This window comes from Massilia sp. 01N410 (genome assembly GCF_056399665.1).
Genome location: NZ_JBFTRV010000024.1, coordinates 79,468 through 94,128, shown reverse-complemented (window position 1 = coordinate 94,128; position 14,661 = coordinate 79,468). Strand labels below are relative to the sequence as shown.

Annotated in this window: 15 protein-coding genes; all 15 read left to right on the top strand. The window is 62.2% G+C overall.

Annotated elements, in window-relative coordinates; genetic code table 11:
* Positions 1-381: 381 nt before the first annotated feature.
* The 15 genes from mnmG to AC1DOP_RS24095 all read left to right on the top strand — a co-directional run bounded on the left by mnmG (position 382) and on the right by AC1DOP_RS24095 (position 14,615).
* A complete protein-coding gene (mnmG, locus tag AC1DOP_RS24165; RefSeq protein ID WP_477253801.1) occupies positions 382-2,340 on the top strand; it encodes a tRNA uridine-5-carboxymethylaminomethyl(34) synthesis enzyme MnmG in 1,959 nt (652 codons plus the stop codon).
* Entirely contained in the window at positions 2,337-2,987 is a 651-nt protein-coding gene (gene rsmG / locus AC1DOP_RS24160) for a 16S rRNA (guanine(527)-N(7))-methyltransferase RsmG (protein ID WP_477253799.1), read from the top strand. The genes mnmG and rsmG overlap by 4 nt, the downstream gene beginning before the upstream one ends.
* 87 nt (positions 2,988-3,074) lie before the next feature.
* Entirely contained in the window at positions 3,075-3,845 is a 771-nt protein-coding gene (locus AC1DOP_RS24155) for a ParA family protein (protein ID WP_442123907.1), read from the top strand.
* Between the two features lie 29 nt (positions 3,846-3,874).
* The gene (locus AC1DOP_RS24150; RefSeq protein ID WP_442123906.1) at positions 3,875-4,756 is read left to right on the top strand and encodes a ParB/RepB/Spo0J family partition protein; all 882 of its coding nucleotides are present in this window, start codon (positions 3,875-3,877) and stop codon (positions 4,754-4,756) included.
* A 308-nt stretch (positions 4,757-5,064) separates the two neighbouring features.
* Positions 5,065-5,406: an ATP synthase subunit I gene (locus AC1DOP_RS24145; protein WP_442123905.1), complete on the top strand. Its 342-nt coding sequence runs from the start codon at positions 5,065-5,067 to the stop codon at positions 5,404-5,406.
* Positions 5,406-6,239, top strand: coding sequence for a F0F1 ATP synthase subunit A (gene atpB / locus AC1DOP_RS24140; RefSeq protein WP_442123904.1), 834 nt, complete (start codon positions 5,406-5,408; stop codon positions 6,237-6,239). The genes AC1DOP_RS24145 and atpB overlap by 1 nt, the downstream gene beginning before the upstream one ends.
* A gap of 88 nt (positions 6,240-6,327) precedes the next feature.
* A complete protein-coding gene (gene atpE, locus AC1DOP_RS24135; RefSeq protein ID WP_052234347.1) occupies positions 6,328-6,570 on the top strand; it encodes a F0F1 ATP synthase subunit C in 243 nt (80 codons plus the stop codon).
* Positions 6,571-6,643: 73 nt separating this feature from the next.
* Positions 6,644-7,114 (top strand): F0F1 ATP synthase subunit B, encoded by a 471-nt coding sequence (locus AC1DOP_RS24130; protein ID WP_442123903.1) that lies wholly within the window; start codon positions 6,644-6,646, stop codon positions 7,112-7,114.
* 2 nt (positions 7,115-7,116) lie between these two features.
* A complete protein-coding gene (locus AC1DOP_RS24125) occupies positions 7,117-7,650 on the top strand; it encodes a F0F1 ATP synthase subunit delta (protein ID WP_442123902.1) in 534 nt (177 codons plus the stop codon).
* Positions 7,651-7,721: 71 nt separating this feature from the next.
* Positions 7,722-9,257 (top strand): F0F1 ATP synthase subunit alpha, encoded by a 1,536-nt coding sequence (atpA, locus tag AC1DOP_RS24120; protein WP_442123901.1) that lies wholly within the window; start codon positions 7,722-7,724, stop codon positions 9,255-9,257.
* Positions 9,258-9,319: 62 nt separating this feature from the next.
* Positions 9,320-10,201 (top strand): F0F1 ATP synthase subunit gamma, encoded by an 882-nt coding sequence (gene atpG / locus AC1DOP_RS24115; protein WP_442123900.1) that lies wholly within the window; start codon positions 9,320-9,322, stop codon positions 10,199-10,201.
* Between the two features lie 67 nt (positions 10,202-10,268).
* Entirely contained in the window at positions 10,269-11,672 is a 1,404-nt protein-coding gene (gene atpD / locus AC1DOP_RS24110; RefSeq protein ID WP_442123899.1) for a F0F1 ATP synthase subunit beta, read from the top strand.
* A gap of 23 nt (positions 11,673-11,695) precedes the next feature.
* Positions 11,696-12,121: a F0F1 ATP synthase subunit epsilon gene (locus tag AC1DOP_RS24105; protein WP_442123898.1), complete on the top strand. Its 426-nt coding sequence runs from the start codon at positions 11,696-11,698 to the stop codon at positions 12,119-12,121.
* A gap of 130 nt (positions 12,122-12,251) precedes the next feature.
* Positions 12,252-12,764: a peptide-methionine (S)-S-oxide reductase MsrA gene (gene msrA, locus AC1DOP_RS24100; protein WP_477253793.1), complete on the top strand. Its 513-nt coding sequence runs from the start codon at positions 12,252-12,254 to the stop codon at positions 12,762-12,764.
* A gap of 192 nt (positions 12,765-12,956) precedes the next feature.
* Complete coding sequence (locus AC1DOP_RS24095; RefSeq protein WP_477253791.1) at positions 12,957-14,615, top strand: serine hydrolase; 1,659 nt, start codon at positions 12,957-12,959, stop codon at positions 14,613-14,615.
* The last annotated feature ends 46 nt before the right edge of the window (positions 14,616-14,661 follow it).

Below are 14,661 nucleotides of genomic sequence, written 5' to 3'. Positions count from 1 at the left end.
GGGTCCATGGCCTTTTTGTTCGGACACCAGCTTGCCTTGTCGCAGGCGTTGGCATCGGTGGCGACGGGCAGCGGCGCATACGGCGGGTGGCTGTTGACGATCAAGTAGGTAGCGCCGCTAGTGCAGGCCGCGAGCCGGCAGCGTGTACCGACCAGCGTGCGCACCTGGACCGGCAGGGCCCTGACCTGGGCACCTTACCGGCCGCGATGGCGGGGAGGGCGGCGAACATTCCGTGAGCGGCGAGCAACTGTGGCCTCATCCGCCTTCCTCCAAAAAGGTTTCACGTGAAACAAAATTCTGTGGTTTTCGGGACCGACTTGAAGCTGCACGGAAAAAAGAATCTATAATCCCAGCTTAACTCTCCTCGCAGCACATTCCATCATGTTATTTCCGACAGAATTCGACGTGATCGTCGTTGGCGGCGGCCATGCCGGCACCGAAGCGGCGCTCGCGTCTGCACGCATGGGGCAAAAGACCCTATTGCTTACTCACAACATCGAGACCCTCGGTGCGATGTCCTGCAACCCGTCGATCGGCGGTATCGGCAAGGGCCACCTGGTCAAGGAAGTGGACGCCATGGGCGGCGCGATGGCAATCGCCACCGACGAGGCCGGCATCCAGTTCCGCATCCTGAACTCGTCCAAGGGCCCGGCCGTGCGCGCCACCCGCGCCCAGGCCGACCGTGTGCTCTACAAGGCCGCGATCCGCTCGCGCCTGGAAAACCAGCCGAACCTGTGGCTATTCCAGCAGTCCGTGGACGACCTGATGGTCGAAGGCGACCGTGTGGTCGGCGCCGTCACCCAGATCGGCCTGCAGTTCCGCGCCCGCGCCGTGGTGCTCACGGCCGGTACTTTCCTCGACGGGAAGATCCACGTCGGCCTGCAGAATTACACGGCCGGCCGCGCCGGCGATCCGGCGGCGGTGTCCCTTTCGAGCAGGCTGAAAGAGCTGAAGCTGCCGCAGGGCCGCCTGAAGACCGGCACGCCGCCGCGCATCGACGGTCGCAGCATCGACTTTTCCGCCATGAGCGAGCAGCCGGGCGACCTCGATCCGGTGCCGGTGTTCTCGTACATGGGCAATGTCGCCATGCACCCGAAGCAGGTGCCGTGCTGGGTCACGCACACGAATGCGCAAACCCACGAGATCATCCGTAACGGTCTGGACCGCAGCCCGATGTACACCGGGGTGATCGAAGGCGTCGGCCCGCGCTACTGCCCGTCGATCGAAGACAAGATCCACCGCTTCGCCTCGAAAGAATCGCACCAGATCTTCCTCGAACCGGAAGGGCTGACGACCAACGAGTTCTATCCGAACGGGATCTCGACCAGCCTGCCTTTCGACGTGCAGCTTGCCCTGGTGCGCTCGATGCGCGGCCTGGAAAACGCCTTCATCCTGCGTCCCGGCTATGCGATCGAATACGATTACTTCGACCCGCGCGGCCTGAAGGCGTCGCTGGAAACCAAGGCGATCAACGGCCTGTTCTTCGCCGGCCAGATCAACGGCACCACTGGCTACGAAGAAGCGGCGGCGCAAGGCATGCTTGCCGGTATCAATGCGGCACGCCAGACCCAGGGCAAGGAAGCCTGGACCCCGGGCCGCTCGGAAGCCTATCTCGGCGTGCTGGTCGACGACCTCACCACCCAGGGCGTGGCCGAGCCTTACCGCATGTTCACCAGCCGTGCCGAGTACCGCCTGTCGCTGCGCGAAGACAATGCCGACATTCGCCTGACGGAAATCGGCCGCAAGCTGGGCGTGGTCGGCGATGCGCAATGGGAAGCTTTCGAGCGCAAGCGCGAAGCAGTGGCCCTGGAGCTGGAACGCCTGCGCTCGACCTGGGTCAACCCGCGCATCCTGGCGGCCGTCGAATCCGAACGCGTGATCGGCCAGGCCATTGAACGCGAGTACAACCTGGCCGACCTGCTGCGCCGTCCCGGCGTCGAGTACGACAAGCTGATGACCCTGCAGGGCAACGAGGGCCAGGCCCTGGCCGGTCCCGGCGTCGAGGATCCGGCGGTGAAGGAACAGATCGAGATCCAGCTGAAGTATTCGGGCTACATCAACCGCCAGGCGCGGGAAGTGGAGCGCCACGACTACTACGAGAACCTGAAACTGCCGGAAAACCTGAACTACCTGGAGATCACGGCACTGTCGATCGAGGTGCGCCAGAAGCTCGATAAACAGCGTCCGGAAACCCTGGGCCAGGCGTCGCGCATCTCCGGCGTGACCCCGGCGGCGATTTCCCTGCTGCTGGTGCACCTGAAAAAACGGGGCGCCAAGGGCTTTACCAATGCGCCAGCGGAAGGCAGCGGCGAGGCGCCGCAGCAGGAGCTTGCCGAATGAAGAATTTCGACCGCAATGCCCTTGCTCAGGTACTGCGCGACGGCATCGCCGAGATGCAGCTCGACGTCAGCCCGGCCCAGCAGGAACAGCTGCTGGACTACCTGGCCCTGATGTTCAAGTGGAATTCCGTCTATAACCTGACTTCACTGCGCGATCCGATGCAGATGGTGACTCACCACCTGCTCGATTCCCTGGCCGCAGTACCTGCCTTCGCCGGTGCGAACAACGTGCTGGACGTCGGCGCGGGCGGCGGCTTGCCCGGGATCGTGCTGGCGGTGGTCCGTCCGGACATGAAAGTGTCGATGATCGACACCGTGCACAAGAAAACCGCCTTCCTCACCCAGGTGAAGGCGCAGCTGGGCCTGGCCAACGTCAGCGTGTACACCATGAAGGTGCAGGAGCTGGAGGTGAGCGACAAATTCGACGTCATCACCTCGCGTGCTTTTGCCGACCTCTCGGATTTCGTCGAGTGGTCTGCGCATCTGCTGGCGGAGCAGGGCAGATACATTGCCCTGAAAGGGGTGGCGCCGGAGGACGAGCGGCAGAGGCTGCCGGCCGAATGGAAGGTGACGAAAGTGGAACCCCTGCAGGTGCCCAGGCTGGGGGCGGAACGTCATCTGGTTTTCATCCAAAGGGTAACCAGCTAAACGATATAAACCGTTTATACCGTATTACCAAGTAAATCGTATAAATCGTTTTAATGGTATTAACGGTATGGCTTTTTGAAGGCATACATGGCGAAAATTTTTTGCGTAGCAAACCAGAAGGGCGGCGTCGGCAAGACCACCACCAGCGTCAACCTGTCCGCCGGACTGGCCAAGCTGGACCAGCGCGTGCTGCTGGTCGACCTCGACCCGCAGGGCAACGCCACCATGGGCGCGGGCATCAACAAGGCCGGCCTGAGCTCCTCGATCTATGAGGTGCTGCTCGGCGAGGCCGACGTCGAAAGCAGCAAGCTGCGCAGCGAAGCGGGGCGCTTCGACGTACTGCCGGCGAACCGCGAGCTGGCCGGCGCCGAAGTCGAGATGGTGGAACTGGAAAACCGCGAACGCCGACTGAAGGACGCTCTCGCCAAGGTCGACGCCGACTACGACTTCATCCTGATCGACTGCCCGCCGGCGCTGTCGATGCTGACCCTGAACGGCCTGGTGTGCGCGCACGGCGTGATCATCCCGATGCAGTGCGAGTACTACGCGCTGGAAGGCCTGTCGGACCTGGTCAACACGATCAAGAAGGTGCACGCCAACCTGAACCACGACCTGCGCATCATCGGCCTGCTGCGGGTGATGTTCGATCCGCGCATGACCTTGTCGCAGCAGGTGTCAAGCCAGCTCGAGCAGCACTTCGGCGACAAGGTCTTCAAGACCATCATCCCGCGCAACGTTCGACTGGCCGAGGCGCCCTCGTACGGCATCCCCGGCGTGGTGTTCGATCCTTCGTCGAAAGGGGCGCAGGCGTACATCGCCTTCGGCGCCGAGATGGTCGAGCGCATCAAGACCATGTAATCCACATATAAACAGAACAGTCCAACATCATGGCAACCAAAAAACTGAAGGGACTCGGCCGCGGCCTCGACGCCCTGCTCGGCGGCGACGCCCACGAGACCCCGGCCGCACCAAGCGGCAGCCCGTCCGCCCTGCCTGTCACCCGCATCCAGGCCGGCAAGTACCAGCCGCGCACCCGCATGGACGACGGCTCGCTGTCCGAGCTGGCCGCCTCCATCAAGAGCCAGGGCATCATGCAGCCGGTGCTGGTGCGTCCGATCACGGGGGCAGGGGAGATCGGCTACGAGATCATCGCCGGCGAACGGCGCTTCCGCGCGGCGCAACTGGCCGGCCTGGAAGAGATCCCGGTGCTGGTGCGCGAGGTCGACGACCAGAACGCGGCCGCGATGGCCCTGATCGAGAACATCCAGCGCGAAGACCTGAACCCCCTCGAAGAAGCGCAAGGCATCGCGCGCCTCATCTCGGAATTCGACTTCACCCATGAACAGGCCGCCAACGCGGTCGGCCGCTCGCGCAGTGCGGTGTCGAACCTGCTGCGCCTGGTGAACCTGGCCCAGCCGGTGCAGACCATGCTGATGGCAGGGGATATCGACATGGGCCATGCGCGCGCCTTGCTGGCGGTCGACGCCGCCAGCCAGATCGCGCTGGCCACCCAGGTGATCGCGAAACGCCTGTCGGTACGCGAAACCGAAAAACTGGTCGCCCGTACCCTGGAAGAGCAGAACGCGCCGGCGGCCACCGCGCGCCAGAAGGAAAAGTCGGGCGACATCGTCCGCCTCGAGGAAGAACTGTCCGACCGTCTCGCCACCCCGGTCGCCTTCAAGATGGGACCGAAGGGCAAGGGGCAGATGATCATCGATTTTGCCGACCTCGACGTGCTCGAAAGCGTGCTGACCCGCCTGCGCGACTGATCCCGCATCCGCATCGAAGCTGTGGGCAAGTGTCGAATTGCCCACAGTACACCCCCTCATCGATCGCCGGTATATGCATCTACAGGACTTTTGGTAGATCGCACTATGTTCCCTGTAATAGGCTGAATTTCGTAGGATTTTTCCGGGATTGACGTTAAATTTCTTTGTCGTTTTTACATCGTTGTAGACGCGATATAAGGACGGAAGAGTTTGACTCTGCACTTCATAAGCCCTTATAATCCCGCTGATTCATGTAATTACCATACCGTAACTCGGTTCCACACGGCTGGCGCGAAAGAACAAGAAAAATGCTGCGCTTGGTCTCCCTGCAAATGATGGCAACAATCGTGGCCGGCTTGATCGCCGGACTGATTGGGGGGTGGGCTGCGATGTTTTCGGCGGTACTAGGCGGCTTTTGTTGTGTCGTTCCCAACGGTGTCATGGCGATGCGCCTGTTTGCCGGTACGCAGAAGCCGGGCGGCGCGAATCCTGCCACGTTCTTCATCTGGGAATTTGTAAAGATTGCTTTAACGCTGGCGCTGCTGTACGTGACGGCGCGGCTTTACCACGATCTGAACTGGTTCGCCCTGTTGGGCGGCTTCATCGTGGCGCTGAAAAGTTACATCATCTTAATATTTAGGCAGAAATAATGACGAGTCCAACGGTAGAAACCGCCGCGGAGCATGCGCCCACCGCCGGCGAATACATTCAGCACCACCTGGGTCACCTGACCAATATCCATCAGGATTTCATCGTAAACTTCAAGGTCATCAACTACGATACCGTGTTCTGGTCGATCGTGATGGGCGTGATCGGCGTGTTCGTCATGTGGCTGGGCGCGCGCAAGGCGACTTCCGGCGTGCCGGGCCGCTTCCAGGGCCTGCTCGAAAGCGTCGTCGAGATGGTCGAAGACCAGTCGAAGTCGATCATCCACGGCGACCGCCGCTTCATCGCGCCGCTGGCCCTGACCGTCTTCATCTGGGTCTTCCTGATGAACTGCCTGGACTTCCTGCCGGTCGACCTGTTCGCCGCCATCCTGCGCACCATGGGCCTGGGTGAAATGCACTTCCGTATCGTGCCGACCGCCGACCTGAACGGTCCGATGGGTATGTCGCTGGGCGTGCTGGCCGTGGTCCTGTACTACAACGTCAAGGTCAAGGGCGTCGGCGGCTGGATCCACGAACTGTTCGCCGCACCGTTTGGCATTTACCTGGCTCCGTTCAACTTCCTGTTGAACATGATCGAATACGCAGCACGCACCGTGTCGCTCGGTATGCGACTGTTCGGCAACATGTACGCCGGCGAGCTGCTGTTCCTGTTGATTGCCCTGCTCGGCGCCTTGGCCGGCCCGTTCGGTATCGTCGGCCAAATCGTCGCAGGTTCGGCTTGGGCAATCTTCCACATCCTGATCGTGCTCCTCCAGGCTTTCATCTTCATGATGCTGACGCTGGTGTACATCGGTCAGGCCCACGAGAGCCACTGACCGACGCGATCGCAAGAACGAACAAGATAGTGGTAGTAAAGAAGTTGTAATTTTCTAGCTTTTTAAATTAACTTTTGGAGTAATTCTAATGACTGACTATTCTTACATTGCGCTGGCTTGCGGTCTGATCATCGGCCTGGGTGCAATTGGTGCCTGTATCGGTATCGCTCTGATGGGCGGCAAATACCTGGAAGCTTCGGCACGTCAGCCTGAACTGATGAACACCCTGCAGACCAAGATGTTCCTGCTGGCCGGCCTGATCGACGCGGCATTCCTGATCGGTGTTGGTATCGCCATGCTGTTCGCCTTCGCAAATCCGTTCCACGCCTAATCGACACGTCATTCGATTCTGAGCAGCCGAACCTACCCGGTTCGGCATCCGTTTTTGTGAGAAGGAATTTACCGTGAATCTGAACGCAACTCTGTTTGTTCAGTTCGTGGTCTTCTTCATCCTGGTGTTCGTCACGATGAAATTCGTGTGGCCGCCGGTGATGAAAGCGCTCGACGAGCGCGCCCAGAGGATCGCGAACGGCCTGGCCGCAGCTGACCGCGGCAAGGCAGAAATGGCTGCCGCCGAAAAACGCATCGCCGCCGAACTGGCGTCGACCCGCGAAGAAAGCGCCAAGCGCATCGCCGACGCCGAAAAGCGTGCCCACGCAATCATCGAAGAAGCCAAGCAGACCGCTGCCGTCGAAGCCGCCCGCATCGTCGAAGCTGCCAAGGCCGACGCCGAGCAGCAAGTGACCCGCGCGCGCGAAGAACTGCGCGGCCAGGTGGCAAGCCTGGCGGTGGCCGGCGCCGAGCAGATCCTCAAGCGCGAAGTGAACGCAGCGGCCCACGCCGACCTGCTGAACCGCCTGTCGACCGAGCTCTGATCATGGCTGAATTCGCAACCGTCGCCCGCCCCTACGCCGAAGCGCTGTTCCGTGTCGCCCAGAACGGCGACATGGCGGCCTGGTCCGGCATCGTCTCGGAACTGGCGCAAATCGGCGCCAATCCGGACGTGCAGGCTTTTGCCGGCAATCCGAACGTCACGGCGGCACAACTGGCCGAGACGATTGCGTCGCTGGTCAAGTCGCCGCTGAACGCCGAAGCGAAAAACTTCATCGTGATGCTGGCCGAAAACGGCCGTATCGCGTTGTTGCCGGAAATCGCCGCCCAGTTCACTGTGCTGAAGAATGCGCAAGAAGGTGCTGCCGACGCGACTGTCTACAGCGCCTTCGAGATGTCGGCCGACCAGGTGAATGCGCTGGCCGCCACGCTCGAAAAGAAATTTGGCCGCAAGCTGAACCCCACGGTCGAAGTCGACCCGTCGCTGATCGGTGGTGTGCGCGTGGTCGTCGGTGACGAAGTGCTGGATACCTCGGTCCGCGCGAAGCTGCAGCAGATGCACAACGCGCTGGTGGCCTGAGGATCTTTGCACCGTCTACCGCGTCCAAGCCCTTGCCCTACGCATCAAGAAACTATTAGGAGTTAGCACTCATGCAACTTAATTCGTCTGAAATCAGCGAACTGATCAAGAGCCGCATCCAGGGCCTCGAAGGTTCGGCTGATGTTCGTAACCAAGGCACGGTGATCTCCGTCGCCGACGGTATCTGCCGCATCCATGGTCTGTCGGACGTGATGCAGGGCGAGATGCTGGAATTCCCGGGTAACACCTTCGGTCTGGCGATGAACCTCGAGCGTGACTCGGTCGGCGCCGTGATTCTGGGTGCTTACGAGCACATCTCCGAAGGCGACACTGTCAAGACCACCGGCCGCATCCTGGAAGTCCCGGTCGGCCCGGAACTGCGTGGCCGCGTCGTCAACGCACTGGGCCAGCCGATCGACGGCAAAGGTCCGATCGACGCCAAGCTGACCGCTCCGATCGAAAAGATCGCCCCGGGCGTGATCGCGCGTGAATCCGTCTCGCAGCCGATGCAGACCGGTATCAAGTCGATCGACGCGATGGTGCCGATCGGCCGTGGCCAGCGCGAGCTGATCATCGGCGACCGCCAGACCGGCAAGTCGGCCGTGGCAGTTGATGCGATCATCAACCAGAAGGGTCAGAACATGACCTGCGTGTACGTGGCGATCGGCCAGAAGGCCTCGACCATCAAGAACATCGTGCGCTCGCTGGAAGAGCATGGCGCGATGGAGTACACCATCGTCGTCGCCGCTTCCGCTTCGGAATCGGCAGCCATGCAGTACATCTCGGCCTACTCGGGCTGCGCGATGGGCGAATACTTCCGCGACCGCGGCGAAGACGCGCTGATCGTGTACGACGACCTGTCGAAGCAGGCCGTCGCCTACCGCCAGATCTCGCTGCTGCTGCGCCGTCCGCCGGGCCGCGAAGCTTACCCGGGCGACGTGTTCTACCTGCACAGCCGTCTGCTGGAGCGTGCCGCTCGCGTGAACGCCGACTACGTGTCCGCCTTCACCAACGGCGCCGTGACCGGCAAGACCGGTTCGCTGACCGCACTGCCGATCATCGAAACCCAGGCTGGCGACGTCTCGGCCTTCGTGCCGACCAACGTGATCTCGATTACCGACGGCCAGATCTTCCTGGAAACCTCGCTGTTCAACGCCGGTATCCGTCCGGCGATCAACGCAGGTATCTCGGTGTCGCGCGTCGGTGGCGCTGCCCAGACCAAGGTCATCAAGGGCCTGTCCGGCGGTATCCGTACCGACCTGGCGCAGTACCGTGAGCTGGCTGCGTTCGCGCAGTTCGCATCGGACCTGGACGAGTCGACCCGCAAACAGCTGGACCGCGGTGCACGCGTGACCGAACTGCTGAAGCAGAAGCAGTACTCGCCGCTGCCGATCTCGCTGATGGCCGCATCGCTGTTCGCCGTCAACAAAGGTTATTTCGACGATATCGAAGTCAAGCGCGTGCTGGATTTCGAAGCCGGTCTGCACAACTTCCTGAAGTCCAGCCACGGTGCCCTGCTGTCGAAGATTGACGAGACCAAGGCCCTGGACAAGGACGGCGAAGCAGCGCTGGCCGCCGCCATCGCCGACTTCAAGAAGTCGTTCTAAGCGCGGCTATCTGATGGAATGCGGGACCGGGGCGACCCGGTCCCTATAAGGAGTAAGGGCTCATGGCAGCAGGCAAAGAGATACGTGGCAAGATCAAAAGCGTAGAAAATACGAAGAAGATCACCAAGGCGATGGAAATGGTCGCCGCGTCCAAGATGCGCAAGGCGCAGGACCGGATGCGCGCCGCCCGTCCCTACAGCGAGAAGGTCCGCAACATCACGGCCAACCTCGCCACTGCGAACCCGGAGTACACCCACGCGTTCATGGCGAATGCCAAGGACACGAAAGCGAAAGCCGTCGGCTTCATCGTCGTCACGACCGACAAGGGTCTGTGCGGCGGCATGAACACCAACGTGCTGCGCCAGGTGACGCAGAAGACCCGCGAGCTGGAAGCCGCGGGCAATCGCATTGAAGTCGTTGCAATCGGCAACAAAGGTCTGGGCTTCCTGAACCGCATCGGCGTGAAGGTCGTTTCGAGTGTCACGCAAATCGGCGACACCCCGCACCTGGAAAAGCTGATCGGCCCGATCAAGGTCATGCTCGACGCTTACCAGGATGGTCAGCTGGACGCGGTGTACCTGTGCTACACCAAGTTCATCAACACCATGCGCCAGGAACCGGTGGTCGAGCAGCTGCTCCCGCTGCCGGCCGGGCACCTGAAGGCGGACGAAGGCGGCCACTCGTGGGACTACATCTACGAGCCGGACGCGCAAGTCGTCATCGACGAGCTGCTGATGCGCTACGTCGAAGCGCTGATCTACCAGTCGGTGGCCGAGAACCTGGCGTCCGAGCAGTCGGCGCGCATGGTGGCGATGAAGGCCGCAACCGACAACGCGGGCAACGTCATCGGCGAGCTGAAGCTGGTCTACAACAAGACCCGCCAGGCAGCGATCACGAAAGAACTCTCCGAGATCGTGTCGGGCGCAGCTGCAATCAGCGCTTAAAAGCGGCAGCTAAGCTGAATCAACGACCTCTCGAAACGAAATTAAAACTATATCTGAAGGAACGAACATGGCTGATGGCAAAATCGTTCAGTGTATCGGCGCCGTGGTTGACGTGGAATTCCCGCGCAACGCAATGCCGAAAGTGTACGACGCACTGAAAATGGAAGGCTCCGAACTGACCCTGGAAGTCCAGCAGCAGCTGGGCGACGGCATCGTCCGTACCATTGCGCTGGGCAGCTCGGAAGGCCTGCGTCGCGGCATGATTATCCAGAACACCGGCAACCCGATCATGGTGCCGGTTGGCAACGCGACCCTGGGCCGCATCATGGACGTGCTGGGCAACCCGATCGACGAGCGCGGCCCGGTCAACGCCGAGCGCACCGCATCGATCCACCGCACCGCACCGGCCTACGACGAGCTGTCGCCGTCGCAGGACCTGCTGGAAACCGGCATCAAGGTGATCGACCTGGTCTGCCCGTTCGCCAAAGGCGGTAAGGTCGGCCTGTTCGGCGGCGCCGGCGTCGGCAAGACCGTCAACATGATGGAACTGATCAACAACATCGCTAAAGCGCACTCGGGTCTGTCCGTGTTCGCCGGCGTGGGTGAGCGTACCCGTGAAGGTAACGACTTCTACCACGAAATGGCCGATGCCAAGGTCGTCGATCTGGACAACCTGGGCAACTCGAAGGTCGCGATGGTCTACGGCCAGATGAACGAACCGCCGGGCAACCGTCTGCGCGTCGCGCTGACCGGCCTGACCATGGCCGAAGCCTTCCGTGACGAGGGTAAAGACGTTCTGTTCTTCGTCGACAACATCTACCGCTACACCCTGGCCGGTACCGAAGTCTCGGCACTGCTGGGCCGTATGCCGTCGGCAGTGGGCTACCAGCCGACCCTGGCCGAAGAGATGGGCCGCCTGCAAGAGCGCATCACCTCGACCAAGACCGGTTCGATCACCTCGATCCAGGCCGTGTACGTCCCTGCGGACGACTTGACCGACCCGTCGCCGGCAACCACCTTCGCCCACCTGGACTCGACCGTCGTTCTGTCGCGTGACATCGCTTCGCTGGGTATCTACCCGGCAGTGGACCCGCTGGACTCGACCTCGCGCCAGCTGGACCCGCTGGTCGTCGGTGAAGAGCACTACGCCACCGCGCGCGCCGTGCAGGGCACCCTGCAGCGCTACAAGGAACTGCGTGACATCATCGCGATTCTGGGCATGGACGAACTGGCACCGGAAGACAAGCTGGTCGTCGCACGCGCTCGCAAGATGCAGCGTTTCCTGTCGCAGCCGTTCCACGTCGCTGAAGTGTTCACCGGCGCACCGGGCAAGTACGTTTCGCTGAAAGACACGATCAAGGGCTTCAAGATGATCGCGTCGGGCGAACTGGACCACCTGCCGGAGCAGGCGTTCTACATGGTCGGCACCATCGAAGAAGCGATCGAGAAGGCCAAGAAGCTGGCTGCCTAAGCGGCCTCCTTTAAGGGACACACATGGCAAATACCATTCACGTTGACGTCGTCTCGGCCGAAGAGCAGATCTTTTCGGGCGAAGCCGAGTTCGTCGCGTTGCCGGGTGAATCGGGTGAGCTGGGTATCTACCCGATGCACACCCCCTTGATCACGCGCATCCGTCCGGGCGCCGTGCGCATCAAAGTGCCGGGCCGTACCGAAGAAGAATTCGTCTTCGTCGCCGGCGGCATCCTGGAAGTCCAGCCGAAAGGCGTGACCGTCCTGGCCGACACCGCCATCCGCGGCGCCGACCTGGACGAAGCGAAAGCCCAGGAAGCCAAGCGCCAGGCGGAAGAGCTGATGCTGAACAAGGAATCCGCGATCGACTACGCCAAGGCGCAAGCCGAACTGGCGGCCGCGATCGCCCAGCTGGCGGCCATCGCCAAGCTGCGTCACAAGGGCCGCTGATTTTAGCGGTTTCGTGTGATGAACAAGAAGGCAGCCCGCGGGCTGCCTTTTTTATTGCTGGCGGTTCTGGAAATACGGTCCCTCGTCCTCATCTAGCGTGGATCACAACGATCGCTTGAAAGGACGGACCATGAAACAAGAAACTGCGATCCTCGCAGGGGGCTGCTTCTGGGGCATGCAAGACCTGATCCGCAAGATGCCGGGCGTGCTGTCGACCCGGGTCGGCTATTCCGGCGGCGACGTGCCCAACGCCACCTACCGCAATCACGGCACCCACGCCGAGGCGATCGAGATCGTGTTCGACCCGGACCAGATCAGCTACCGGCGCCTGCTCGAATTCTTCTTCCAGATCCACGACCCCAGCACGGCCAATCGCCAGGGCAACGATATCGGCGCCAGCTACCGTTCCGCGATCTTTTATACCAACGACGCGCAGAAGGAGGTCGCGCTGGACACGATCCAGGACGTCGATGCCTCCGGCCTCTGGCCCGGCAAGGTCATGACCGAAGTGAAAGCTGCCGGCCCGTTCTGGGAAGCGGAACCGGAACACCAGGATTACCTGGTCAAGCATCCGAATGGCTATACCTGCCACTTCATCCGCAAGGACTGGCGCCTGCCTCATCGCGACGAGCGCGCCGCCTGAACCGTGGAGCGCCGGCCTGGCGACGCTGAAAAGGAAGGCAGCCTGCGGGTTGCCTTTTATTTTCAGTCCCATTCGCCCCGCCGATCCGACCGCTCATCTCCGGCGATCACCGCTCGTCGGAAAATCATTGCTTGACGTAATGACATCTCTTATCTTGTCTCGACCACAACCATCGAGAGAGAAGGAGCCGCCATGTTCAAGCCGTCCCCCGTCTGCGCCGCCATCGCCGTCCTGCTGGCGGCGCCCCTCGTCCACGCCGCGCCGGATGGCGGCCAGGATGTGGCGGCGCGCATCGACCAGGTACTGGCCGCCACCTATAAAGCCGATGCGCCGGGGGCCACCGTCATCGTGGTCAAGGACGGCAAGACCATCCTGCGCAAGGCCTACGGGCTGGCCGACGTCGAGCACAAGCAGCCGCTGGCCCCGGATACGCCGATGCGCCTGGGCTCGATCACCAAACAGTTCACCTCGACCGCGATCCTGATGCTGGTCGACGAGGGCAAGATCAAGCTGGACGACGACATCACCGTCTACCTGCCCGACTATCCGAGCCAGGGCAAGAAGGTCACCATCGAGCACCTGCTGACCCATACCTCGGGCATCGTCAGCTATACCGGCAAGCCGGACTACATGGCGAACATGCAGAAGGACCTCACGGTGCGGCAGATGGTCGACTCTTTCAAGAACGATCCGCTGGAATTCGCGCCGGGTTCGCGCTACCGGTACAACAACTCCGGCTACTTCCTGCTGGGCGCCATCATCGAGAAGGTGTCCGGCCAGACCTACGACAAGTTCGTCGAGCAGCGCATCTTCGTGCCGCTGGGGATGAAGCGCACCGCCTACGAGGGCCACGAGCGCGACAAGGCGGCGCGCGCGCTCGGCTATTCGAAGGCGTCGGATGGTTTCAAGCCGGCGGCGCCGCTCAGCATGACGCAGCCCTATGCGGCCGGCTCCCTGGTCTCCACCGTCGACGACCTGGCGCGCTGGGACGCCGCCGTCGGCAGCGGCAAGCTGCTGAAGTCCGCCAGCTGGCAGCGCGCCTTCACGCCCTATACCCTGAGCGGCGGCGCCAGCACCGGCTACGGCTACGGCTGGGAGACCGGCAAGCTGCGCGGCGCCCCGATGATCGGCCATGGCGGCGGCATCAACGGTTTCAATACCTTTGCGCTGCGCCTGCCGGCCGAGAAGCTGTATGTGGCGGTACTGAGCAATGTCGATTCCGGCCTGCCGCCGGCAGGGGAGGCGGCGTACAAGGCGGCCGCGATCGCGATCGGCAATCCCTTCCCCGAGTACAAGGAAGTCAAACTGGATGCGAAGACCCTGGATGCCTATGCCGGCGTCTATCGCGTCGAGGGGAACGACACCCGCACCGTGCGCCGCGACGGCGAGCGCCTGGTGCTGCAGCGCGCCGGCCGGCCGCCGGTGACCCTGCAAGCCTATTCCGAGACCGGCTTCTTCATCCCCGGTTCGCTGCAATCCCTCGAGTTCACCCGCGACGCCCAGGGCCGGGCGACCCAGCTGGTCGTGCACAATCCGACCGCCGACCAGGTCAGCCCGCGCACCGGCGACGCGCCGCCGCCGCGGGTGGCCGTCAAGATCGATCACACGAAATTCGATGCCTACGCCGGCCGCTACCAGCTGGCGCCGAACTTCGCGATCGAACTCAGCCGCGACGGCGACCGCTACTGGACCCAGGCCACCGGGCAGCCGAAGGTCGAGGTGTTCGCCTTGAACGAGCGGACTTTCTTTTCGAACCAGGTGGATGCCGAGCTGCGCTTCGACGATGCGACGCCCGGGCAGCTGGTGCTGGCCCAGGGCGGACGCGAGATCAAGGGGATGAAGCTGCCTTGATGCCGGCCGAATTCCCTGAAATCGGGCATCCGTCGGCATACGGGTG

Excerpts from the sequence above, each read along its gene's own strand:
- mnmG (WP_477253801.1), top strand. The coding sequence starts at position 382 with ATGTTATTTCCGACAGAATTCGACGTGATCGTCGTTGGCGGCGGCCAT.
- rsmG (WP_477253799.1), top strand. The coding sequence starts at position 2,337 with ATGAAGAATTTCGACCGCAATGCCCTTGCTCAGGTACTGCGCGACGGC.
- AC1DOP_RS24155 (WP_442123907.1), top strand. The coding sequence starts at position 3,075 with ATGGCGAAAATTTTTTGCGTAGCAAACCAGAAGGGCGGCGTCGGCAAG.
- AC1DOP_RS24150 (WP_442123906.1), top strand. The coding sequence starts at position 3,875 with ATGGCAACCAAAAAACTGAAGGGACTCGGCCGCGGCCTCGACGCCCTG.
- AC1DOP_RS24145 (WP_442123905.1), top strand. The coding sequence starts at position 5,065 with ATGCTGCGCTTGGTCTCCCTGCAAATGATGGCAACAATCGTGGCCGGC.
- atpB (WP_442123904.1), top strand. The coding sequence starts at position 5,406 with ATGACGAGTCCAACGGTAGAAACCGCCGCGGAGCATGCGCCCACCGCC.
- atpE (WP_052234347.1), top strand. The coding sequence starts at position 6,328 with ATGACTGACTATTCTTACATTGCGCTGGCTTGCGGTCTGATCATCGGC.
- AC1DOP_RS24125 (WP_442123902.1), top strand. The coding sequence starts at position 7,117 with ATGGCTGAATTCGCAACCGTCGCCCGCCCCTACGCCGAAGCGCTGTTC.
- atpA (WP_442123901.1), top strand. The coding sequence starts at position 7,722 with ATGCAACTTAATTCGTCTGAAATCAGCGAACTGATCAAGAGCCGCATC.
- atpG (WP_442123900.1), top strand. The coding sequence starts at position 9,320 with ATGGCAGCAGGCAAAGAGATACGTGGCAAGATCAAAAGCGTAGAAAAT.
- atpD (WP_442123899.1), top strand. The coding sequence starts at position 10,269 with ATGGCTGATGGCAAAATCGTTCAGTGTATCGGCGCCGTGGTTGACGTG.
- AC1DOP_RS24105 (WP_442123898.1), top strand. The coding sequence starts at position 11,696 with ATGGCAAATACCATTCACGTTGACGTCGTCTCGGCCGAAGAGCAGATC.
- msrA (WP_477253793.1), top strand. The coding sequence starts at position 12,252 with ATGAAACAAGAAACTGCGATCCTCGCAGGGGGCTGCTTCTGGGGCATG.
- AC1DOP_RS24095 (WP_477253791.1), top strand. The coding sequence starts at position 12,957 with ATGTTCAAGCCGTCCCCCGTCTGCGCCGCCATCGCCGTCCTGCTGGCG.